Origin of the sequence: Paenibacillus cookii, from assembly GCF_018333375.1 — a bacterium.
Taxonomy (GTDB): domain Bacteria; phylum Bacillota; class Bacilli; order Paenibacillales; family Paenibacillaceae; genus Paenibacillus_AQ; species Paenibacillus_AQ cookii.
Genome location: NZ_BORW01000006.1, coordinates 22,251 through 45,402, shown reverse-complemented (window position 1 = coordinate 45,402; position 23,152 = coordinate 22,251). Strand labels below are relative to the sequence as shown.

Below are 23,152 nucleotides of genomic sequence, written 5' to 3'. Positions count from 1 at the left end.
ACGGTGTTCTCTTGTTTTCTGATTGGAATTTTGAAGATAAGCCTCCTTTAAAAAGCCCCTTCAATATGCTGCAGCGAGACGACGTTCCGCGCCGCATCCAGTTCGATGGCAATGACGTCGAACCGCATCTCCCGATCCTCAAGCCGTTTATAGTGCAGGTACGTTGACGCAATGCCGCGAACCTGCCGGATTTTGCGGTAATCCACCGATTCGGCGGCGGTGCCGTAACGGCTGCCGCTCCGGCTTCGAACCTCGACGATGACCAGCAAACGCCCGAGCTCGGCGACAATATCGATTTCCCCGCTGCGGCAGCGCCAATTGCGGTCTAGTATGGCATAACCTTGGGCCGCCAGATAATCGCATGCAGCCTGCTCGGCCGCCGCTCCTTTTTCGCGGCGGTTATCCTTTTCCCTTTTTATCCGTTCAGCCATTCCTTCTCCTTTTCCCGTGCCAAGCGGTCTGTCCGGTAAATATAGCTCAGCACCTCCGCCACAAGCTGGTAAAGCTCGGGAGGAATTTGCTGGTCCAGGTCCAGCTTGGACAGCACCTCCACCAGCGCGGCATCCTCCTGGACGGGAACGCCGTGCTCTTTGGCTTTTTCCAGAATCGCCTCGGCCACCTTGCCCCGGCCTTTGGCCGCCACCACGGGCGCCGCGGCTTCATCCGGCGTATATTTCAAAGCCACCGCCTTTTTCATCGTATAAGGCGGCTCTTGTCCTTTTGCGTTCATACCCGGTAATCCACCCCTCTGTAGCTTTGGGGCACGTATTCGCTGACCGCCGCTTTCGCCAGCATGGCGGACGGCGAATCCGGTTCCTTTTCGGGCAGGGGCTCCGCCTTTAAGCTCAGCAGCTGATATCCGATCGACTCGATGGCGCCGGCAATTTCATCCCTGTGGTTTTCCAGCAGCTCTCCGGCCCATTCGTGCCCGTTATGGACCTTTAAGGAAACGATCCGGTCGACGACCTGCACGTCCACGAGCGTCTGTCCAAGATGTTTCATCTGCAGGTCGAACCATAAACGGCAGTTGGACGCATCCAGCTCGCCTTTGGCCCCCCGGCGGGATTGGATCTGGATGGATGCCGTCTCCTGCCCGTCCGGCCCGTTCAGCGGCAGCAGAAGCGTTACCTGCGCGAACGGGGCCGTACGGTCCGTATTCAATAGCAGCTGCTGGCCCGTCAAATGCGAAACGAGCTGCTGCGCCGCTTCTTTGAGCTGCGGCGGCGCGTCGTCGTGATTCACCAGCTGAAGCAAAATGCCCTTCAGCGTGTCGTGCTGCGTGCCCGGGCCATGCAAGGCATGCTCGGCGCGAGCCCCGGCCGTTTCCGAGGCCGGGATCTGCGCGGCTGCCGGATGTATGCCGGCAGCCGCCGGGCCCGCTTCCGGCGCTGCACCCTGGCCCATGGCCGGTGCAGCGGCTTCCGGCCGCGCGCTCTGCGCCGCGGCCGCCGTTTGCGCGGGCTGCATCGCCCCGCGCACGCCCTGCTGCTCGTGCTCCGCACCGAGCAGCTTCAGAAGCCGCCCGACCCACGGCTCCGCGCCGGGGGTCTGGGGCGGCTTTGCCTCTGGCGCCGCCGGGCCGCCAGAGGCCGCCTGCGCCGCCGGCTCTTGCGGCGGCGCCGCTCCCCCGGCCGGCGCGCCTGCGGCGCCGGCCGCTACGCCGCTGCCCTGAAGCCCGGCCAGGGCAGGCGCGGCGCGCAGCTGCAGCAGCACCTGCTGCAGCTTGTCCAGCAGCGGCTGCAGCCCGCGATCCGCAGCAAGGAGAGCAGCGGACTTTGCGGCAGCAGCTCCTTGCTCCTGCCCGGCTGCGCCTTCTTTCGCCGGAGAAATCCCTTGCTGCGGCTCCGTTCCCTTGGCGGCCGCCATGCCGTTAGCTCCGGACGACAGCGCAGCCTGATCAAGCGCCCCCGGCGTCCCCGCTCCCGCAGCAGGTTTCGCTTGTCCGGACGAAGCAAGCGCCCCTTCCAGCTGCGAGAGCAGTTCGTGAACCGGCGCGCCAAACACGGCCTGCTGCAAGCCGCGGACGCTTTCGCCGGTCACGGGCAGGCCACGCTGCAGCGCGATCGCCGCGGCTTGAATCCATTCCGCCGTTGGCACGGACGCCGGCTTTTGCTGCAGCATCCGGCCGAACAGCTCCGCGTTTTCCTTTGTCAGCGCTACCCCGCTTGATTGCATCGCTTGAATCATCGTCCGGTTTTCTTCCGTGTCCGCAAGCCCAAGCGCATTCAGCACGTCGGCAACCGATTTCGCCGGCAGCGAGGCATTGGGCGAGCCGGACAACGGCTTCAATACGAGCATGCCTCCGGCCGCAGGCGGCTGCACTTGCAGGAGCGTTGTCTGCCCCTCCTGCAGCGGGGTTTCAAGCATCGCCCTCACCTTGACCCCTTGAATCTGCACGACGGCCTCCTGGCCGTCCTCCGAGACGCTGAGCACCATGCCTCTGACCACCTGGCCTGTTTTCACCTCGAGCTGCTTGGCATCCCCCGTCTTGGCGTCGCCGAGCATGCCGCGAATCAACGAACCGATATTCACGCCTCTTCCTCCTTCAGTCGTACGAACCCTTTTATCTATATATCGGCGCCAGCCTTCCGGCTGTGAAGAAACGCCTTAAAACAAGGTTTCCTGAACGACTTCCAGATTTTTTAAAAAGCTGCGCCGGTGCATCGGCGTCGGCCCCAGGGCAAGAATCTGCTCCCGGTGAAATTTGGTGGCGTAACCTTTATGTATCGCGATTCCGTATTCGGGATATTTCGCTTCCCATTCCCCTTTGCAAAGCCGGTCCCGCGTCACTTTGGCGACAATCGATGCCGCCGCGATGGATTGGCTGCTCGCGTCCCCTTTGATCATGGAGAGCTGCGGCAGGTCGACGTCCACCTTCTCCGCGTCGATGAACAATACGTCCGGCGCCACGGACAATCCGAGAACCGCCCTTTTCATCGCCAGCCTGGCCGCCTGCTTGATGTTGATGCGGTCGATCGTCTCGGCATCCGCATAACCTACCGACACGTCCACGGCTTGATCCAGGATCTGTTCGTACAGCGCCTCGCGTTTTTTCTCGCTCAGCTTTTTGGAATCGTCCACGCCTTCCAGCACCAGCCCGGCCGGAAGAATGACGGCCGCGGCGACCACGTCCCCGAACAAACAACCGCGCCCGACTTCATCAATGCCGGCGATATATCGATAGGATTGTTCCCAATATTCTTTTTCATGCTTCAACAAGTCCGTCATGCTGTTCCTCCCTGCTCCCATAGGCGGCCAGGGTTCCCTGTCCGCTCAAGCTTCGCTCTCCACATTATACTGGATTCGGCGCGGAGCTGCATGGCTTTCCCGTTATTTTCCGCTTTAGTCCTCGGCAATCCGCAGATGGACGCCTTGCGGGTTCGGCGGTTTCTGCTGCGAAGCGGCCGGTCTCCCTGCCCCCGCTTTGCCGCCGGCGGTTGTTTTTCCCCCGGGAACCGCCCCCCGCTTCATCACTTCAATCAGGCGTTCCGGATCATTGTCCGCGCCCCCTGCATTTACGCGGTATCCGTTGAGCCCCCCTGGCCGGTTGATGCCCGAAAGCACCGTGAAGGATACCCGCATATCCAGGTCCTTGCATATCCGAAGCAATGAGGGCGAAAACACGCCGTAAGGGAAGGCGATGACATTCATGTCGTTGCCGATTTTCTCGCGCAGCACGGCATTGGCTTTTTCCAGATCCCGCCGCACCCGGGCGGCATATTCCTCTTGCGTCTCCTTTCGGCCAAGCTGTTTGCTGTAAACCGGCCCCCTTAAAATCGCTTTGGACCGTTTCCCTGCGGCATCCAACGGCGCATACTGATGCGAATCGAAGGAGTGGCTGTAAAAGTCGACGCCGCTGGCGTGCATTTCCCGCACCTGCTTCCAGCTCAGCTTCGGAATCCCGGCATGCTGGGGATGATCGATCGTGCCGACGATCAGGAAACTCGTCGCAGGGACCCGGTACTTGAGCAAAAGGGGGTAGACATACTCGTAAAACGACTCGTATCCGTCATCGAAAGTCATGAGCACCGCGTTCGGGGGCACGGATTTGCCATGCAAAACAAACTCCGCGTATTGCTTCATCGTGATCCATTGGAAGCCGCTTTCCTTCATCAGAATCAGCTGCCGTTCAAACTTGGCTGCATTCAAGCTCTGCTTGTTTTTTTGACCGGGCGTCACCTCGTGGTACATTAACGCAATCACCTTATCGCGGTAATAAACCTTAGCCGGATGTTCTTGTTGAAAAGACGTATCCCGAAGCGGCGCCTGAACGCTGCCACCCCCGGGCTCCTCCTGAATCGGCCCCGTCCCGACTCCCGTTTTGGCTGCCTCACTGAGCGCTTGGCCGTTCACTTCTGCCGACTGAACCGCCGTCATCATCGGCGCAGGCTGCACGAACACTCCCTCCGCAGCTGCCTGCCCTTCCATCGGCAGGGAGCTTGCCGCAATGATGAGCACCGCAACCGCTCCTGCCGTCACCAGCCGTTTCCGCTTCAAACGCCTCTCCCCTTGCGCCTTAGTTTCGCTTGTTCCCGTAAACCCCTGAGATCCCGGCAGCCCTTGCCCTTTTTTCCTGGCGTTTGATCGCTGCTGATATTTTTATATTCAAAGTCCGCTAGAAAAAGTCGCCCGGCATCCTGGCGCGCAGAAACGAACCTTGGCTTCGCGGAAACGATTGCGGCAAAAAAAAGAGCCGGCTGGCCGGCTCTCCCCTTGAAACAGAAAAAAGCCGCCTTCCGGCGGCTGGCTCGATTTCCATATGCTATCAAGATCAATAAGGCGATTCCAAGGAAAAGCGGCCCATTTTGCCTGCGCGAAGCTCCCGCAGCAATGTCCGGGAAGCCTTCTCCAGATCGACCCTTCCCCCGCTCACCAAGCAGCCGCGTTTGCGGCCGACCGCTTCCATGATGGCCACGATTTCATCGCTGTCATCCGGGTTATGCGGGGTGTTCTCGTCAAGCTCAAAGCGTTCCCGGAACGCGTCCCAGTAGTATCTGACCAAATATTGCACGGCGAAAAAAGCGATATCCTCGGCGTTCAGGATCTCCTCTTTGATCGCTCCCGTGACCGCCAGTTTGTAACCGACGTTCTGGTCTTCGAATTTCGGCCATAAAATGCCCGGCGTATCCAAAAGCTCGATTTCGCCGCCCACCTTGATCCACTGCTGGCCTTTCGTTACGCCCGGACGGTCGCCCGTCGCCGCGATGCTGCGCCCGGCAAGCCGGTTGATGAGCGTCGATTTGCCGACGTTCGGAATGCCGACGATCAGCGCCCGGATCGCCCGCGGATTCATGCCTTTGGCGATTTGCTTATCGATCTTTTCCTTCAAAAGCAGCTTCAGCTGGCCCGGAATGTCCTTGACCCCGGTTCCGCTGGAAGCGTCCACCGGAAATGCCGCATGCCCCTGCTCCTTGAAATAAAGCTGCCATTCCTTCGTGACCGCGGCATCCGCCAAATCCGCCTTGTTCATAATGATCAGCCGCGGCTTGCCCTGCAATATTTCATCGATCATCGGATTGCGGCTGGACAGCGGAAGACGGGCATCGATCAGTTCGATGACCACGTCGATCAGCTTCAGCTTTTCCTGTATTTGGCGGCGCGCTCTTGTCATATGACCTGGAAACCATTGAATCGTCACCGTCATCACCTCATTTTTGCCTTAACCAGCCGCTTGACCGGTAGATGGTTTTAATGTTTGATCAATTGGATGTCTTTGATCGGCCAGAAAATCAAATCCGCGCGTCCGACGATATCGCTAAGCGGCACGTATCCGATCATCCGGCTGTCCGTGCTGTCGGAACGGTTGTCGCCCATCACGAACACGTGGCCTTCCGGAACTTTCCCGTCCGGGAACGCGGTGTTCGGAAAATCCTTGTCGTTATACAGTTTACCCTCTTTATGGCTTTCTTCAATCGCGCCCTGTATGTAGGTTTCGTTGACCGGCTTGCCGTTTACCGTTACCGTATCGCCTTCGACCTTCACCGTATCGCCCGCAACGGCGATGACCCGCTTAATGAAATCCTTGCCTTCGGAAGGAACGTGGAACACGATGACTTCTCCGCGCTGCGGCTTCCGGATGTCGTATAAAATTTCATTGACGATCAGCCGTTCGCCCGTATGGAAATTCGGTTTCATCGAAGGCCCGTCCACAATAAACGGTTTAAAGAGAAGCCAGCGGATGAGAGCTACCAGAATTAAAGCAATGACGATCGCTTTTAACCATTCCACAACTTCATTTTTCGCTTTTTTGGGTGGTTTCTGATCCCGCTCCTGCAATTCCACCCCGTCGCTCTGAATGTCCTGCTGCATACGTCACCGTCCTCTCCTCGCATCATTTTCATGAGCTTGCCGCATTTTCATTTTTTGCCGAAAAGAAAAGCTCCTATACGGAGCCGTAACATTTCTTATCCTAAAACGAAAAGGGCTTGAAATCAAGCCCTTTTCGCTGCACCGCATATTAACGGCGAATTTCTTTAATTCTCGCTGCTTTACCGCGAAGTTCACGAAGATAATAAAGCTTCGCACGACGCACTTTACCACGGCGAGCCACTTCGATTTTATCGATTTTTGGCGAGTTGATCGGGAAAGTTCTTTCCACGCCAACACCGTAAGAAATTTTACGAACCGTAAAAGTCTCACTGATTCCGCCACCGCGACGTTTAATAACAACACCTTCGAACAGCTGGATACGTTCGCGAGATCCCTCGATAACCTTTACGTACACTTTCAAAGTGTCTCCAGGACGAAAACTTGGGATATCTTTACGAAGCTGTTCTTGAGTGATCGCTTGTAGGATATTCATCTAGGACTCCCTCCTTCCGTACAGGTGTTCTTGCCTCTTCCGGAAAACCCTCCGTTTTCCTTCATCATCCGCAGCGGACCACCGTATTCCACACAACAGCGTTAATTGTATCATACCGGCATCCCGGTTTGCAACCATGAATTGAACAAGCTTCGGCCGGTTTCCCCTCGTGTCCAAACCTACGCGGGTTTTGCGTGTTACGAACGCTTCATCTAAGCATCGTGATTCCGACAAAGCCTTTAGAATCAATCATTAAAAAAATTTTGACGTTCTTCCAAAAACCTCTTGAAATTCGCTTGAATATAAATAAAATAAATCTAACGTTAAAATAATTTTATCGTCAATAATTTTTGAATGGAGTTGTGGACATGAGTGAAACGGTTTTGGTTCAATCGCGCCCCCGTCAGGGGATTCGGGCGTTAAGCGCTCACCGCTCTTACCTGGTCATGATGGCTGCAAAAATCATTTCGCGTTTTGGGGATTCGGTCGATTCCATCGCGTACAGCTGGATGGTTTACATGCTGACAGGGTCCGAAGTGCTCATGGGCACGCTGTTTGCGGTCAATTTTATTCCGGGGATCGCCTTCAGCCCTTTTACGGGCGTTTTGGTTGACCGCTGGTCCAAAAAACGCATCGTCATCATCGCCGGCACCGGACGGGGGGTCATGGTATCGTTGACCGCGCTGCTGTATTTTACAGGCCTTCTCGAGCCTTGGCATTTATTTGTCGTGACGCTGATCAACTCTTCTTTCGAATGTTTTTCGACGCCTGCGGAGATGTCGCTTGTTCCCCGTCTTTTGCCCAAAGAATTGCTTTTGACCGGAAATTCGCTGACCTCTTCCGCCTCCCGGACCGCCGAGCTTGGAGGGATGGCCGCCGCGGGCGGGCTCATTGCCCTGGTCGGCATTTCCGGCACGATGGTCGTCGATGCCGCCACTTTTTTGATCGAAGCCCTGCTGTTTTTCTTCGTGCGGCCGCAGCCGGAAGCGCAACAGGCGGATGAAGAAACCGGAGATGCCGCAGCGACGGCCAAAAGTTCTTATTGGAAGCAGTTTGTTTCCGGCCTGCGATTCGTTAAGCAAAAACGGCTCATTCTGATGACCATGCTAGCCGGCGCGTTCGTGAACCTGTGCCTTTGTCCTTGGAACGTGCTGCAGCCCGTCTATGTGAAAGAAGTGCTCCGCTCCGGTCCGTTCGGGCTCAGCCTGCTCGGCATTACGCTCGTCGTCGGCATGATCCTCAGCGGTGTATGGATCAGCCAAAAAGGCTCACGTTACAAAAAAAGCTCCCTCATCGTTTTTGGCTTTCTGCTGCTTGGGGCGACCTACAGCCTTCTGTACGTTCCGCCTTTGTTCGCCCATAACCCGCTGTATGCAGCCGCCTTGTTCAGCTTCGGCATGGGTTTTGCCATTTCGTTCGTCAACACGCCGATGTCAACGTATACGATGGAGGTTACGCCGCAGCATATGCTTGGGCGCGTCGGGGCGTTGTCCAGCATGATCGTCACGTGCATGATCCCTCTGGGCGGCGTCATCGCCGGCTTTGCGGGCACTCTGCTGAGCGCCAACGTGGTGTTTCTCGTGTTCGGGTTGCTGATGATCGTTCCCGGACTGCTGCTCCTGAGCCAGAAAAGCTTCATGAGCATCTAAATCGCCGGAGGCAAACAAACATTCTTTGTGCTTTATCCCTTCGGGCGATATAATAGGCTTATTGACAAAATGCTCTGATCGTAAAAGCAGGAAATAATGAGGTGCGATTGTATTGGAAACGAAGGAACTGAGCACGATTGAGGAAATCCGGATTTATTCCGACCCTTACCGAATGAAAATATTAAGCCACTTCCAGCGGATGGATCACCCGGCGACCATCAAAGAAATAGCCGACGACATGGGCGAAGTGCCCGCGAAGGTCTATTATCACGCCAAAAAGCTGGAAAGCATCGGGATGATTCACGTGGTAAGCACGAAGGAAATCAACGGCATAAACGCCAAATATTACGAGGCATTCAAAGGGGCGGTACGGATCAAACGCGACGACGGCGCCGACGAAGCCGCAAAAAAGATCTTTATCTCGGAAACGCAAAAGCTCCTTTCGGATTTGTACGAAGAAAACAAGCAAAGATTTTTGAAGGCCCAAAGCATGGATCAGCCCCATGGCAATTTGACGCATTCCGAAGTGTACCTGACCGAAGAGGAAGCGAAGGAATTTTTCGAAAAAATCAATCGTTTCGTGGAAGAGCATCATAAACGCAAACATGAGGGCCAAGAAAAATACGATATTTTTACGACGATTACCAAATGGACGGACGATTAAACGGGTACATCCACGCACGCGTTTCGATTCCTTGGGAATGGCGGGTTTCGTTTTCCCATGCGGTCGTGCGGGTAGGTCTGACCCGAAGCCTAAATGCGAAAAAACCTCGGCTGGCATGCCGAGGTTTTTTTGTGTTCCCGGCGTTGACGCCTGCCCGAATCGATTACCTCAAATCTTTTTTGGCAAGGTCATAACCCTTCCATACCGTAAATCCGAGCTTGGCGTAAAAGTCGATTAAACCGGTCCAGTCGATGACCAGGTTTTTGACGCCGCGGCTTGCGAGTTCGGCAACGCCGTCTTTGACGATCGCCAGCCCGTAGCCTTTTCCGCGGAAACGGTCGTCCACGCCAAGCGGTCCGATGCCGCCAAGCGGGCTCTCAAACAGCGGGGCCCAATACGTGTTTTGGGCAATCAGCGGAGATTGATCGTCATTGACCCTGCAAAAGCCGATCATTTCGCCGTCCTTAAACAATCCGACAAACTCGCGCCCCGTACCGCCGCGTTCCCAATACGTTTCCGCTTCGTATAGCCAGCGGCCGGGGAAGCAGCGTTTGAAAAAGCGCAGCATTTCGTCCCGGTCCCCCACTTCGAGCAGGCGTGCGTAAGCCCCGTCGACGTACTGCTGGCGTCCTTCATGTTCTCCCGATATATTCACCAAGTCATATACGTCGTACAGCACTTCATAACCTTTGCGCGCAAACCAGGTTTTGGCATCGGGCAGCTCATGGGGAATCCCCGGAAAGTAATGCCAAGGATCCCGTCCGACATAAGCCAGCTGGGCGCCCGCGTCACGGAGCGCCTGCTCCGCCTGTTCCAGCAAACGGCTGCCGACGCCTTGCCCTCTGACATCGCTGCGGACCACGATCGCCTGAATCCAGCCTCCGCCGTCGCCAAGCTTCATGCTGCGCTGCTCTTCCTGCCATATTTTCGCAATGACGAAACCTGCTAGACGGCCCTCGTCATCGACCGCCAGCTTAGAGCCGGCTGCGTAAACGTTTTGATCCTGGAACGTATTTTGGCGCATGAGCTGCTCGCGCATCGGAAAAAGCCCGCCAAGCTCCCGATTCCAAAGCTCGCACATGGCAGCCAGCCAATCCTCATGCAGCGGAATGATGTTCACATGAAGTCCCCCCGGAAAAGTAGAATAAATATTTCAAAATTTCGATCAAGATATAAAATTTTATTTCATAATGTGATTATATTTTAAATTCGCTTTCGCATCAACCTTTACCGGAAATAAACCGCTGGATCCGTCACCAGGCCGAGCCTCCCTTGGAAACGGATGAATCAAAAAGAGGCATCGCAAGAAACCTTATGCCCGCCATCGACCAGCTCCTTTGGTTTATTTGAAGGATGGTTTGGCGCAGCGTCCCTCTGGACGTTGACTTCAGTTTAGCTCATAATAGTGACAAGGATTGTCATGATTTGATCATAAAATGAACCTATGCAAAGGGCGGGATAACACAAGCCGTTTCCGATCCTGCTCGAATGGAGAGATGTTATGTCCAAATCGAAACGACTCATGGAGCTCATGATGGCGGTCAACCGGAAACGCAGCTTTACCGTCAAGGAGCTTGCCTCGGAATTCAACGTGTCGCCCCGAACGATATTGCGCGACCTTCAGGAGCTGAGCTAGCTTGGCGTGCCCCTCTATTCGGAGGTTGGTCCCCACGGCGGCTACCGATTGCTGAACCAGCGAATGCTCCCTCCGATCGCTTTCACCGAAGAGGAAGCGGTGTCGGTGTTTTTTGCCGTTCATGCGTTACGCCATTATTCCTCGCTGCCGTTTGAAGCGGAATCTTCTGCCGCGCTGCAAAAATTTTACCGTTTTATGCCGGAGGACACGCGGGAGCGGATCGATCAGATGAAGCATCGGGTCGATTTTGTCACGCCAAAAAGACAAGCGTCCTCCCCTTTCCTGGGCATTCTACTGAACGCCGCGGTTCGCCAGCAGGTATTAACGATCGATTATGCCTCCAGGCAAAAGCAATCGCAGCGCGACATCCAGCCGATCGGCATCAATACGAGGAGCGGTTTGTGGTACTGTCCCGCCTATTGTTTCAATAGCCGGGATTTTCGCGTGTTCCGCTGCGACCGGATCAAGTCCGCCGTTCCTTCGGAAAGACCCCCTGAAAATCTCCGGCATATCCATCTGGAAAACTACCATCCCTCAACACATACCAGCCCGGATCTAGTTCCGGTGTACGCCGAACTAACGATGGCGGGGGTTCAAATCTGCGAGGCCGAGGTGTGGAGCGAGAACCTGCTTCATATCCGGGAGGACGGCAGCGGCTGGCTTGAAGGCCGCGTGCCGAGCAAAGACCTTCCTTATTTCGCGAAATTCATCGTCGGGTTGGGCGATGAAGCGACGTTGAAACATAGCCCTGAGCTGCTGCAGGAGATCCGCCAGGTAGTTGCAAACCTGATAAATAAATATGGACAGACCAAGCTTCAGTGATTCAAATAAAAACAGCCTGGCCGCAAAGGAAACCTTTGCGGCAGGCTGTTTTGCTTGTATCGCACTTACACTCTTCTCAGGAAATCAACGATGGTTAGCAGACCCAAATCGAAGTTTTCAAGATTGAAATGTTCGTTTGGCGCATGAAGATTTTCGTCCGGAAGGCCAAAGCCCATGCACACGACAGGAGCTTCAAGAACGCGAGAGAACGTTTCGACGATCGGAATGGATCCGCCGTCGCGGGTAAAGACAGGGCGCGTGCCGTATACATGCTCATAGGCGTCGGCCGCTTTTTGCAGGACGGGCGTGGAAGGATCGATCGTAAACGGATTGCCTTTTTCCATGGGGGTCACGACGATCTTAGCGCCGGTCGGCACATGGCTGTAAAGATGTTTCTCGATTTTGTCGAGAATGTCCTGCGGATCCTGATGACCAACGAGGCGGCAGGTAATTTTCGCATGCGCTTCCTTCGGAATGACCGTTTTGCTGCCTTCCCCTTGGAAGCCGCCGTAAACGCCGTTCAGCTCCAGCGTTGGGCGCGCTCCGGTTCTTTCGGCAAAGGTGAATCCTTCTTCCCCGAACAGGGCGTCCAGACCCAGATCCTGCTTCAGCTTTTCTTCGTCTACATTTTGCTTTTTGAATTCTTCGCGATCCTCCGGCGTCAATTCCAGCACGCCTTTGTAAAATCCTTCGACGCTGACCCGTCCCTTTTCGTCATGCAGGGAGTCCAGCAAGCTGACCATGGCATGCAGCGCATTCGGAACGCCCCCGCCGTACGAACCGGAATGCAGGTCGGTATTGGCGGTGTGTAGGGCCACTTCGAGGGAGCAAAGCCCGCGCAAGCCCACGCAAATGGCAGGTTTTCCTTTTTCGAGCAAGGAAGTATCGGAAATAAGTACCATATCCGCTTTCAACAGATCCTGATTCTCCTCGAGGAACGTCGGCAGGTTCGGGCTGGATACTTCTTCTTCGCCTTCAACGCAAAATTTGATGTTCACGGGCAGCTGCTTTTCCTGTGCCAGGATCGCTTCGACCGCTTTGATATGTAGGAATAGTTGGCCTTTGTCGTCCGTCGCTCCTCTGGCGAACAGTTTGCCGTCGCGAATATCCGGCTCGAACGGCGGCGTTTGCCACAGGTTCAGCGGATCGACCGGCTGCACGTCATAATGGCCGTATACGAGAACCGTCGGTTTGCCTTCGGCATGCAGATGATCGGCATACACGATGGGATGTCCTTTGGTTTCATGAATTGTAACGTTTTCAAGCCCGGCCCGGGTCATCGTCTCGGCAAGCCACTCGGCAGCACGCTTCACATCCGGTTTATGTTCGGACAAAGCCGAAATGCTCGGAATGGACAACCATTCCTTCAATTCGCCCAAATGTTTGTCTCTATTGCCCTGGAAATAATTTTTGTAATCCATGGAGATCCTCCTTCTAAAGATAAGATGATTTGAGCCCCGGCTTTGATGAAGCAAGCAGGAAACCGGCCTATCGGCCGCTTTCCCGCTCGTTCTGCAGCTGCTTAAGGAATTGCCGGTCTTGATCGGTAAGTTCGACCTTGTCCAGCAGGTCCGGACGGCGCTCCAGCGTTCGTTTCAAGGCCTGCTCGCGACGCCACAGCTCAATGTTGGCATGGTGTCCGCTCAGAAGAATATCGGGCACCTTCCAGCCTCTGAACTCGGCGGGACGGGTATAATGCGGATATTCGAGCAGCCCCGTGCTGAACGAGTCGGTTACGGCCGAGGTTTCGTTGCCCAACACTCCCGGCAGCAGACGCACGATCGAATCGATGGCTACCATGGCCGGAAGCTCCCCGCCGGTCAGCACATAGTCGCCAATCGACAACTCGTCCGTCACCAGATGCTCGCGGATCCGTTCATCATACCCTTCGTAATGTCCGCAAATAAAAATAAGATGCTCCTCCTTGGCAAACTCCTCCGCCTTGCGCTGCGTAAAGGTGTCGCCTTGCGGGCACATCAAAATAATGCGGGGAGTCGTGGACGTCCGGGACACCAAATCCTCCACGGCCGAAAAAATCGGCTCCGGCTTCAGCACCATGCCTCCCCCGCCCCCGTACGGCGTATCATCCACCGTCCCGTGTTTGCTGTTGGAATACTCGCGGAAGTTGATCGCATTCAAGCTGACGATGCCTTTCTCCTGCGCTTTTCCGAGTATGCTCGCGCGGAATACGCCGTCCATCATTTCCGGGAACAATGTCAGCACATCGACCTTCATCATATTACAGCAGCCCTTCCATCAAATGAACGACCACTTTCCGGTCTTTGACGTTCACGTCCAAAACGACGTCGTCGATGTACGGAATCAGGATGCTTTTTCCCTCTTTCGGCTTCACGACCCATACGTCGTTGGCTCCCGGCGTAAGAATTTCCGTAATGACGCCCAGCTCCTGTCCTTCATCCGTCATGACGTGACAGCCGATGATTTCATGGAAATAAAACTCGTCTTCCGGCAGCTCGACCAAATCCTCGCCGTTGACCTTCAGCATGCTGCCCTTGAATTTTTCAACGTCGTTGATATTATCGTACTCTTCCAGCTTCACGATGTACATATTCTTATGGAATCTCGAGGATTGGACCGTGACGGGTAAGGGCGCTTTCCCGTCCGGCGGGACGATCAACAGCTCGCTGCCTTTGGCAAAACGGACTTCGGGAAAATCCGTGTGCGACAATACCTTGATCTCGCCTTTGATCCCATGGGTGTTTACGATCTTGCCTACGTTTAACATGGTTTGCGGCATACTTTCCTCCTGCATTCATTGCTGTTTCCGGTCCCGTAGACCGCAGTCAAAAACGCCGTGTTGGCGCCTCCGAAAAATAAAACCGAATATTTAAACAAATAACCGCCGCTTGCCCGGCGGCATTTGCTTCCATCCTATATAATACCTCGGATAAGGCATAATTCCTTCTTGAACGGCAAATTTCCGGCTCTCTTGCCTATTTTGCTCCGCCGGAAACAGATCGATCCGATCATTCGAAAAAAAGGGCTAGGAAATGCATCCTAGCCCCCTTCGTACCTTTAAGATATAATATCCACGGTTACGCGTTTATCCATTTTGACTGCTGCGGAAGTGACGACCGTGCGGAACGCCTTGGCGATCCGGCCCTGCTTGCCGATGACCTTCCCTACATCGTCCGGATGCACGGTCAGTTCATAGACAATCAGGTGATCCTTCTCCACCGTTCTCACGGTCACATCTTCGGGATGATCCACTAAAGCCTTAGCAATGACTCCGACTAATTCTTCCATAGATAACCCTCACCATCAGTCATTATTTCTGTTGCTTCAGCTCATGGAACTTCTTCAACACGCCCGCTTTGCTCAGCAAGTTGCGAACCGTATCGGATGCTTGCGCACCATTTTGGAGCCATGCAAGAGCTTTATCTTCATCGATTTTTACTTCAGCCGGTTGTTGTACCGGGTTGTAGTAACCGATTTCTTCGATAAAACGGCCGTCACGCGGGGAACGGGAATCCGATACCACGATGCGGTAGAAAGGAGCTTTATGAGCACCCATGCGTTTCAGACGAATACGTACTGCCACGAAATTCACCTCCTTCAACAAAATATATATCTGTTCAGATTAACGGAACGGGAACCGAAGTCCGCCTTTGCCGGCCAATCCTTTTAACTGTTTTAAGGCCTTGCCTTTAGGACCTTTCGGCCCCATCATATCCGAGAACTGTTTCATCATCCGGCGCATCTCGTCGAACTGCTTGATCAGCCGGTTCACCTCGGCGAGCGACGTTCCGCTGCCCGCGGCAATCCGCTTGCGGCGGTTGTGGTTGATGATGTCCGGATTCTGTTTCTCTTCTTTCGTCATCGAGAACACGATGGCTTCGATGCGGCCCATCTGTTTCTCGTCGACCTTCAAGTCTTTCACCTGCTTCAGCTTGCCCATGCCGGGAATCATGTCCATGATCTGGTCGATCGGGCCAAGCTTCTTCACTTGCTCCATCTGCTCCAGGAAATCGTCGAAGGTAAATTCGGCGTTGCGCATTTTGCGCTCCATTTCCTTGGCTTTTTCGGCGTCGATGTTGGACTGCGCCTTTTCGATCAGCGACAGCATATCGCCCATGCCGAGAATCCGCGAAGCCATCCGCTCCGGATGGAAAGGCTCAAGCGCGTCGACTTTTTCGCCCAACGCGGCGAATTTGATCGGGCAACCGGTCACCGCCTTGACGGACAACGCGGCACCGCCGCGCGTATCGCCGTCCAGCTTGGTCAGGACCACGCCCGTCAGTTCGAGCTGCTTGTTAAACGTGTCCGCCACATTGACGGCATCCTGACCCGTCATTGCGTCGACGACGAGCAGCACTTCGTCCGGCTTGATTTCGGCGTGGATTTGCCGCAGCTCTTCCATCAACTCTTCGTCGACGTGAAGACGGCCGGCGGTATCGACGATCAAATAATCATGGCCGTTGTCCTTGGCATGCTGCAAGCCCTGCTTTGCGATTTCCACCGGGCTTGTCTTGTCTCCGAGCGAAAATACCGGCACTTGGATCTGTTCTCCCAGTACCTGGAGCTGCTTGATCGCCGCCGGGCGATAAATATCGCCTGCAACGAGCAGCGGACGGTGGTTTTGCTTTTGCAGCATTTTGGCCAGCTTGCCGGAAGTCGTGGTTTTACCGGCACCCTGCAAACCGACCATCATGATCACGGTTGGAGGCTTGTTGGCTTTCGCCAGCTTCGCCTGGCTTCCACCCATCAGCTCGGTAAGCTCTTTGTTGACGATGTCGATGATCACCATGCCCGGGGTGAAGCTTTGCATCACTTCCGTGCCGATGGCTTTTTCCTTCACCTTCGCCACGAAATCCTTGACGACTTTAAAGTTGACGTCCGCTTCCAAAAGGGCCAGACGCACTTCGCGCATCGCTTCGTTTACGTCGTCTTCGGTGACCTTCCCTTTGCCGCGCAGCTTGCTGAATACGTTCTGCAGCCTGCTGGTCAATCCTTCAAATGCCATGAACCGACACCTCCTTCATTTGATTTATTCCCATGCTTCCAATTGATCCACTAGATCATTAATGTTCGTTTTATCGCTCTGCGCCATCGCGCTGGCATTCACCAGCTCGCGCAGCTTCTCTAAATCCTGTACGCGCCGTTCATGCTTTTTGAGCAGCCCGAGCTTTTCCTCATACTGCTCCAGCACCTGCTCGGCCCGTTTGATATGTTCGTATACCGCCTGCCTGCTGATCTCGAATTCGGCGGCGATTTCCCCGAGGGAAAAATCATCGTGAAAGTAATATTTAAGGAACGTCTGCTGCTTTTCCGTCAGCAAAAGTTCATAGAAGTCAAACAACAGATTGATCCGGTTCGTTTTCTCGAGCCGATTCTCCTGACTCATTTAGGGGCACTCCCTTCGTCAAGGAAAAACACTTTACACTTCATTAACGTTCATTATCATACATAAAACGAAGAAAGATGTCAAGCATTATTCCTTGTCATCCTCCGATCTTTTTCCCATCGGCCCTCCAACCGGCTCGAACCTCTTGCTATCAAGCGTTTTACGACCAGGGGAGCAAATAAACCAGCACGGCGAAAAAGTGGACGATGCTGCCGCCTAACACGAATAAATGCCAAATGGCATGATGGAACGGGAACCCGCGCCAGACGTAAAATATCGTTCCGAGCGTATAAAGCACGCCCCCGACCGCGAGCAAAACGATTCCGCCGGACGCCACGGCCGCCGTAAGCGGCCCCCAGGCAACGACGACCATCCAGCCCATCATCAGATAAAATATCGTCGACATAAATAAAAAGCGTTTCGTAAAATAAGCTTTGAAAATGCAGCCCAACACGGCGATCCCCCACACGATCCCGAACAAGGTCCAGCCCAGCGGTCCGCGGATCGCCACCAACATAAACGGCGTGTAGGTGCCGGCGATAAACAAGTAGATGGAAGAGTGGTCGAAAATTTCGAACAGGTCTTTGATTTTTCCTTCCTTAAAGCTGTGCACCAGGGTGGAATTCAAATACAAAATCAGCATCGTCGTGCCGTAAACGGAAAAACTGACGATATGCCACGCCGTTCCCTTCATCGTCGAAAAGACGATGAGAACGATTAAAGCGGCTACGCTAAGCAGCGCGCCGATGCCGTGGGTAATGGCATTGGCCACTTCTTCCCGCCGGCTGTAGGTATATGTGTTCGCCATAAACAACCCTCTCATGGTTTCTTTACTTATCATTATAACCTTCCCTCCTCTGCCATTTCCACTTTTGCGGGGTCCGGCGTCATCCGGGCTTTTCCGATCGAAGGACAAAGATGGAATTCGAGAGCAACACGGGTCAGGTATGCGTCATCGCTCGCCATTTCTGAAAAGCTGAAAAGATGCCCGGAACCAAAAACGATTTTGGAATCCGATTCAGCAAGAAGTTATGTATCCGTGCTCGCCGGAAGCCTGATAAAGCTTATGAACATCGCGGCAGAGGTGTGCCTGTACGCGGGACCGGTATCGTTCTCCCTGGCTTCGGGAACGCAACAAAAACGGCAATCCGCCGGAATGGATCCGGTGACTGCCGTTTTTAGTCCCGCCGGATAAGGGTTCCGGCTCCGGGCGAAACTGGCCCGAACGCAACTTTCAGTATTTGAAAATCTCCCGGGATATTGCGTTTGTCCTATGCATTATAGGCGAACGAGGGGGCGGGTCCGGTTCAAAGTTATGCCAAAAATACGTTAAAAAATGAAACCTCCCGCAAAAAACAACCCCGTGGGTTTCTATGACAGAAAAAAGACTTTGCGACGGAAGCGGCATTCCAGCTGGAACCCCGGCCTTCCATGGCAAAGTCTTTTTATATCGTTACGGGAGTAAGTTTAAGTTGGCTAAGTCAGTTAACTCCTTATTCGTTTGACGCTCCGGTTTCTTCGCCCTGCTCTTGTTCCTGGATCAGCCCAGCGAAAAGCGCATGCACGAACTGCTCCGAATCAAACGGCTGCAGATCCTCCATTTTTTCGCCGAGGCCGACGAATTTGACCGGCAGGTTCAGCTCCTGGCGAATCGCTACGACGATGCCGCCTTTGGCGGTGCCGTCCAGCTTCGTCAGCACCAGGCCGGTGACGCCGCTTTTTTCGCCGAAAAGCTTCGCTTGGTTGAGCGCGTTCTGCCCGGTCGTCGCATCCAGCACCATCAGCACTTCATGCGGCGCTCCCGGGATTTCCCGCTGAATGACGCGGAAAATTTTATTCAGCTCTTCCATCAGGTTCGTTTTGTTCTGCAAACGTCCTGCCGTATCGCAAATGAGGACATCCGCCTGCCGCTGCTTGGCGGCCTGCACGGCGTCGAACATGACGGCGGCAGGGTCCGATCCGGCATGCTGCTTGATGACCTCCACGCCGGCGCGTTCCCCCCACACTTCAAGCTGCTCGATGGCCCCGGCACGGAACGTGTCGCCTGCGGCCAGGATCACTTTTTTTCCTTCCTGCTTAAAACGGTGGGCCAGCTTGCCGATCGTCGTCGTTTTGCCGACGCCGTTGACCCCGACGAACAAAATGACGGTGATGCCGTCCGGGTTCATGCGAATGGCGTTATCGTCGTCTCCGCGCAGCAGCTCCATCAGCTTTTGCGACAAAATCGGCTGCAGCTCGGACGCGTCTTCGATCCGCTGTTTCTTCACCTCGGCGCGCAGATCGTCGATGAGCTCCATGACCGTATTGACGCCGACGTCGGCCCCGATCAAAATCTCTTCGAGCTCCTCGTAAAATTCCTCGTCGATTTTTTTGCGGCGAATCATCAGGTCCGCCACTTTCTCGACAAATCCCTTGCGGGTTTTTTCCAGGCCGTCGCGGAATTTGCTTGTCACCGCCTCGGTTTTGCTGGAAATGCTTTCTTTCAGCTTTTTGAAAAAGCTCATATGTCTCCTCCATCTCTGTCGTCATTGCCTGATGTCAGGCGATCTCGGCTTCATCGTTTTCGAGGCGGACGGATACCAGCTTGGATACCCCGCCTTCTTCCATCGTTACGCCGTACAGCACGTCGGCTTCTTCCATCGTGCCTTTGCGGTGCGTCACGACGATAAACTGCGTTTGTTCGGAAAACTCGCGCAAATATTGGGCAAAACGAACGACGTTCGCTTCGTCGAGCGCCGCTTCCACTTCGTCGAGCACGCAAAACGGCACCGGTTTGACCTGCAAAATGGCAAACAGCAGCGCCATGGCGGTCAACGCTCGTTCGCCGCCGGAAAGCAGCTGCAGGTTTTGCAGCTTTTTGCCCGGGGGCTGCGCGACGATGTCGATGCCCGTTTCCAGCAGATGCTCGGGATCCAGCAGCACGAGGTCTGCCCGGCCGCCGCCGAACAGCTTGACGAACACCGTGCCGAATTCGTGCCGGATGGCATCGAAGGTCTGCTTGAACCGCTTGGACATCTCATCGTCCATTTCCCGGATGACCTCGTACAGGGTCGTTTTGGCCTCGACCAGATCGGCCTTTTGCTCGCTGAGGAACTGATACCGTTCGTTGACGCGCTGATATTCCTCGATGGCGCCCAAGTTGACGTCACCGAGCGCCGCAATGCCGCGCTTCAATTCGCGGACCTCGGCCTTCACGGCAGGCACGTCTTCCGGAACCGGATATCTCGCTTTGGCCAGCTCATAGCTAAGCTCATAGTCCTCGCTCAGCTTTTTGAGGATATTCTCCAATTCGACGTCAAGCCGGTTCACGCCGATTTCCGTTTGCCGCAGCTGGTCTTCCACCGCCTTCAGGCGCGTCCGCTGCTCCTTCGTTTCGCTTTCGTCCTGTTCCAGCTTTTTCGAAAGCTGCATCCGGGCCGCACGCTTGAAATCAAGCTGCTCGGATGCCTGCTCCTTCTTCAGCTTGTAGCGGTTCAGGTCCTCGATTTGCTGGATCGATTCCTTGGCATTGTTTTCGAGATCCGCCTCGATCGATGCCAGCAGCGTCTTCGATTGGCGCAGCTCCTTATCGTGGGAGTTGAATTCGTTTTGCATCCGGCGGAGCTGTTCCTCAAGCGAGAAACATTCCTGGTCCAGCTTGCCTTCCCGGACTTTGAGCTGGGTCAGCTGGGTCTGGAGCTCCTCCTTGGCCGATTCGCTGGCTTTGCGGGCAAATTCGGCAGCCTGGATCGCCTGATGCGTCGCCTTTTCTTCCTCCTCCAGCTGCGCGAGCTTTTTGACGGCTTCATCGCGCGCTTTCTGCAGCTGTTCGTTTTCTTCATTGAAGCCGGTTCGTTCCTGGCCGGCCAGCTGCACCTGCTCCAGCACATGCCGAAGCTCATGCTCCAACTGCTTCAGGTCGCCGGAGAGGTTCTGCTCTTCGATCCGCTTTTCGTCGCCGGTTTGGCGAAGCTTATCCAGCTTCTCCTGCGTTTCGGCCAGCTGGTTTTTCACGTCCTGGATGCTTTGGGTCAGCTTGCGCAGCTGATTTTCCGTATCCAATATTTCCTGGTCCAGCTGTTCGAGCTGGCGTTTGCGGCCGAGCAAGTTGTTGTTTTTCTTGTGCTGGCTGCCGCCCGTCATCGAACCGCCGGCGTTCACGACGTCGCCTTCCAGCGTTACGACCCGATAGCGGTATTGGCAGCGGGCGGCGATTTTGTTGGCTACTTCCAGGCTTTCCGCCAGAATGACATTGCCGAGCAGGCTGCCGACGATCGGGGCATATCTGTCCTCGTATCGGATCAGATCCGCCGCAATGCCGACAAATCCCTCCACGCCTTCGACCATGGACCGGTCGCCGGAGGAAATGTTCCGCGCGCGGATGACGTCGAGCGGCAGGAACGTCGCCCGTCCGAGCTGCCGCTGCTTCAGGAATGCGATCGCTTGGCGGGACACCGCCTCGTTATCCATGACCACATGCTGCAGCGACGCGCCCAGCGCCGTTTCAACCGCAAGCTCCAGCCGTTCCGGTACGCGGATGAGGTCGGCGACGGCCCCGTGTACGCCATGCAGCACCGATTTGCGCGCAGCCTTCAGCACTTCCTTGACGCCCAACATAAAGCCGTCAAAATCATCGGCCATTTCCTTCATCGTATCCCGGCGCGAAATTTGCGCTTCGCGCTTCTGCTCCCACTTCCGCAGCATGCTTTGGCTTTCATCCAGCAGACGCTGAAGCGATTGGTACCGTTCGCTTTCGGTAATGTAACTGCCGCGAAGATCCCGAATCTCTTGCCCGATTTTTTCGATCGCTTGGTCGAGCTGCTGCTTGCGGCCCATCAGTTCTTCCTTTTTGCCTTCCCATTTGCCCGTTTCCTCGTCGGCGCGGCTCATGCGGCGGGCCAAAGCTTCCTGCTGCTGGTCCGCATAACGGATTTCGTTGCGCGCCTGAGCCATTTGGTTCATCAGCTCGAGCAAGTTGCCTTTCAGGCTCTCCTCTTGCTGCTGGCTGATTCCCCCGGTCAAGCCGGCCAGCTTTGACTCCTCGTTCGAAAGCTGCTCGCGCAGTTGCTTCAATTCGTCCTGCGACGCTTCCAGCTTCGTTTTCAGCAGTTCGATTTCCGCCTTGCGGTCCTCGAAACGCTCATCTCCGCTGCTCAGCGTATTCAAAAGCTGCTCCCGGTTCGCTTCCAGGTTCCGCTTGCGCTCCCGCAGCACTTCCGCATAACCTTCGCTTTTCTCGTAGGCCTCGCTGTACTGCAGAAGCTCGCCTTGCAGCGTTTCGACTTCCGACTCCAGCTTGCGCAGCGCCGCCCGGTCGCTTTCCAGCTTGGCATCATGCGCGGACACGACCGTGGACAGCTGAAGCTGCTCCTCCTGCAGCACCTTCAGCTTCGCGTTGGCTTCGCTCCAGGCGGCGTGGATCTGTTCGATTTGGTGCACGTACAGCGAAATTTCCTTCGTTTTGAGCTGCTCGCGCAGCTGTTTATAGTGGATGGCCTTTTCGGACTGTTCCTTGAGCGGCCCGATCTGGTCTTCTAGTTCCGTAACCAAGTCGTGAATGCGGAGCAGGTTCTGCTCGGTTTCATCGAGCTTGCGGACCGCATCCTTTTTTCGCGATTTATATTTGACGATACCGGAAGCCTCTTCGAAAATCCCTCTGCGGTCCTCGGACCTTGTGCTCAAGATCTCTTCGATCCGGCCTTGTCCGATAATGGAGTACGCTTCTTTGCCGATGCCGGTATCCATGAACAACTCCGTGATGTCCTTCAGCCGGCACGATTGCCTGTTGATAAAATATTCGCTGTCTCCGCTCCGGTGTACCCGGCGCGTCACCGTTACCTCGTTAAAATCAAGAGGCAGGGCATGGTCCTCATTATCGAGGGTCAGCGACACTTCGCCGAAATTGACCGCCTTACGCGCGTCGCTCCCCGCAAAGATAATGTCCTCCATTTTGCCTCCGCGCAGCGATTTGGCGCTTTGTTCTCCAAGAACCCAGCGGATGCCGTCGGAAATATTGCTTTTGCCGCTGCCGTTCGGACCTACGACCGCCGTGATGCCGCGGACAAATTCCATTTCGGTTTTGTCGGCAAACGATTTAAAACCCGCTAATTCAATCCGCTTCAAAAACATATAATCCAAATCACCTCTAAACCTTATAATACCATAACCCCGCGCCTCATTGGGAGCTCGGCCGGCCTTCAACGAAGAAAGAGCAAAAAGCAGTCTGAAGGCTACT

The 23,152-nt window shown here is 55.1% G+C and carries 21 protein-coding genes and 1 pseudogene; 3 read left to right on the top strand and 19 right to left on the bottom strand.

From position 1 onward, the window contains the following. Positions 1 to 47: 47 nt before the first annotated feature. From KI367_RS08095 to rplS, 8 genes are all read right to left on the bottom strand, one after another. Positions 48 to 431, bottom strand: a complete 384-nt coding sequence (locus tag KI367_RS08095) for a YraN family protein (RefSeq protein WP_036706881.1) — start codon at positions 429 to 431, stop codon at positions 48 to 50. After that, positions 416 to 730 carry an EscU/YscU/HrcU family type III secretion system export apparatus switch protein gene (locus KI367_RS08090; protein ID WP_036706879.1) on the bottom strand — a complete coding sequence of 105 codons (315 nt, stop codon included), beginning with the start codon at positions 728 to 730 and terminating at the stop codon, positions 416 to 418. The genes KI367_RS08095 and KI367_RS08090 overlap by 16 nt, the downstream gene beginning before the upstream one ends. Continuing rightward, positions 727 to 2,532, bottom strand: a complete 1,806-nt coding sequence (locus KI367_RS08085) for a TP0910 N-terminal domain-containing protein (protein WP_212948909.1) — start codon at positions 2,530 to 2,532, stop codon at positions 727 to 729. Before KI367_RS08085 ends, KI367_RS08090 begins: the two co-directional genes overlap by 4 nt. A gap of 75 nt (positions 2,533 to 2,607) precedes the next feature. Further along, complete coding sequence (rnhB, locus tag KI367_RS08080; protein ID WP_052147331.1) at positions 2,608 to 3,228, bottom strand: ribonuclease HII; 621 nt, start codon at positions 3,226 to 3,228, stop codon at positions 2,608 to 2,610. A 114-nt stretch (positions 3,229 to 3,342) separates the two neighbouring features. After that, the gene (locus KI367_RS08075; protein ID WP_212948907.1) at positions 3,343 to 4,497 is read right to left on the bottom strand and encodes a polysaccharide deacetylase family protein; all 1,155 of its coding nucleotides are present in this window, start codon (positions 4,495 to 4,497) and stop codon (positions 3,343 to 3,345) included. A gap of 274 nt (positions 4,498 to 4,771) precedes the next feature. After that, positions 4,772 to 5,638, bottom strand: coding sequence for a ribosome biogenesis GTPase YlqF (gene ylqF / locus KI367_RS08070; protein WP_036714508.1), 867 nt, complete (start codon positions 5,636 to 5,638; stop codon positions 4,772 to 4,774). A gap of 50 nt (positions 5,639 to 5,688) precedes the next feature. Continuing rightward, positions 5,689 to 6,309, bottom strand: coding sequence for a signal peptidase I (gene lepB / locus KI367_RS08065; protein WP_212948905.1), 621 nt, complete (start codon positions 6,307 to 6,309; stop codon positions 5,689 to 5,691). 148 nt (positions 6,310 to 6,457) lie between these two features. Next, entirely contained in the window at positions 6,458 to 6,802 is a 345-nt protein-coding gene (gene rplS, locus KI367_RS08060; RefSeq protein WP_036714491.1) for a 50S ribosomal protein L19, read from the bottom strand. Between the two features lie 368 nt (positions 6,803 to 7,170). Between rplS and KI367_RS08055 the strand changes: the two genes are divergently transcribed. Together KI367_RS08055 and KI367_RS08050 are read left to right on the top strand one after the other, a co-directional pair. Then, the gene (locus tag KI367_RS08055) at positions 7,171 to 8,451 is read left to right on the top strand and encodes an MFS transporter (RefSeq protein WP_212948903.1); all 1,281 of its coding nucleotides are present in this window, start codon (positions 7,171 to 7,173) and stop codon (positions 8,449 to 8,451) included. Between the two features lie 112 nt (positions 8,452 to 8,563). Then, on the top strand, positions 8,564 to 9,115 hold the full coding sequence (locus KI367_RS08050; RefSeq protein ID WP_212948901.1) for a winged helix-turn-helix domain-containing protein: 552 nt from the start codon (positions 8,564 to 8,566) through the stop codon (positions 9,113 to 9,115). A gap of 163 nt (positions 9,116 to 9,278) precedes the next feature. Here the strand turns inward: KI367_RS08050 and KI367_RS08045 are convergent, their stop codons facing one another. Then, a complete protein-coding gene (locus KI367_RS08045) occupies positions 9,279 to 10,235 on the bottom strand; it encodes a GNAT family N-acetyltransferase (RefSeq protein WP_246536764.1) in 957 nt (318 codons plus the stop codon). 381 nt (positions 10,236 to 10,616) lie between these two features. On the opposite strand from KI367_RS08045, the pseudogene KI367_RS08040 reads away from it, so the two are divergent. After that, positions 10,617 to 11,573 (top strand): annotated as a pseudogene (locus KI367_RS08040) (helix-turn-helix transcriptional regulator). A gap of 65 nt (positions 11,574 to 11,638) precedes the next feature. Here the strand turns inward: KI367_RS08040 and KI367_RS08035 are convergent. From KI367_RS08035 to smc, 10 genes are all read right to left on the bottom strand, one after another. Continuing rightward, positions 11,639 to 12,994 carry a dipeptidase gene (locus KI367_RS08035; RefSeq protein WP_212948899.1) on the bottom strand — a complete coding sequence of 452 codons (1,356 nt, stop codon included), beginning with the start codon at positions 12,992 to 12,994 and terminating at the stop codon, positions 11,639 to 11,641. Positions 12,995 to 13,061: 67 nt separating this feature from the next. Next, positions 13,062 to 13,808, bottom strand: a complete 747-nt coding sequence (gene trmD / locus KI367_RS08030; RefSeq protein WP_212949049.1) for a tRNA (guanosine(37)-N1)-methyltransferase TrmD — start codon at positions 13,806 to 13,808, stop codon at positions 13,062 to 13,064. Positions 13,809 to 13,812: 4 nt separating this feature from the next. Next, entirely contained in the window at positions 13,813 to 14,331 is a 519-nt protein-coding gene (gene rimM, locus KI367_RS08025) for a ribosome maturation factor RimM (protein WP_212948898.1), read from the bottom strand. A gap of 278 nt (positions 14,332 to 14,609) precedes the next feature. After that, entirely contained in the window at positions 14,610 to 14,840 is a 231-nt protein-coding gene (locus KI367_RS08020) for a KH domain-containing protein (RefSeq protein ID WP_036714484.1), read from the bottom strand. A 22-nt stretch (positions 14,841 to 14,862) separates the two neighbouring features. Then, a complete protein-coding gene (rpsP, locus tag KI367_RS08015) occupies positions 14,863 to 15,135 on the bottom strand; it encodes a 30S ribosomal protein S16 (RefSeq protein WP_036714483.1) in 273 nt (90 codons plus the stop codon). Positions 15,136 to 15,174: 39 nt separating this feature from the next. Continuing rightward, entirely contained in the window at positions 15,175 to 16,557 is a 1,383-nt protein-coding gene (gene ffh / locus KI367_RS08010) for a signal recognition particle protein (protein ID WP_036714482.1), read from the bottom strand. 24 nt (positions 16,558 to 16,581) lie between these two features. After that, entirely contained in the window at positions 16,582 to 16,938 is a 357-nt protein-coding gene (locus tag KI367_RS08005) for a putative DNA-binding protein (RefSeq protein WP_036714481.1), read from the bottom strand. 160 nt (positions 16,939 to 17,098) lie between these two features. Then, entirely contained in the window at positions 17,099 to 17,746 is a 648-nt protein-coding gene (gene trhA / locus KI367_RS08000; RefSeq protein ID WP_036714503.1) for a PAQR family membrane homeostasis protein TrhA, read from the bottom strand. A 685-nt stretch (positions 17,747 to 18,431) separates the two neighbouring features. Continuing rightward, the gene (gene ftsY / locus KI367_RS07995; protein ID WP_036714480.1) at positions 18,432 to 19,442 is read right to left on the bottom strand and encodes a signal recognition particle-docking protein FtsY; all 1,011 of its coding nucleotides are present in this window, start codon (positions 19,440 to 19,442) and stop codon (positions 18,432 to 18,434) included. A gap of 34 nt (positions 19,443 to 19,476) precedes the next feature. After that, on the bottom strand, positions 19,477 to 23,046 hold the full coding sequence (gene smc, locus KI367_RS07990; protein ID WP_212948896.1) for a chromosome segregation protein SMC: 3,570 nt from the start codon (positions 23,044 to 23,046) through the stop codon (positions 19,477 to 19,479). Positions 23,047 to 23,152: the final 106 nt, after the last annotated feature.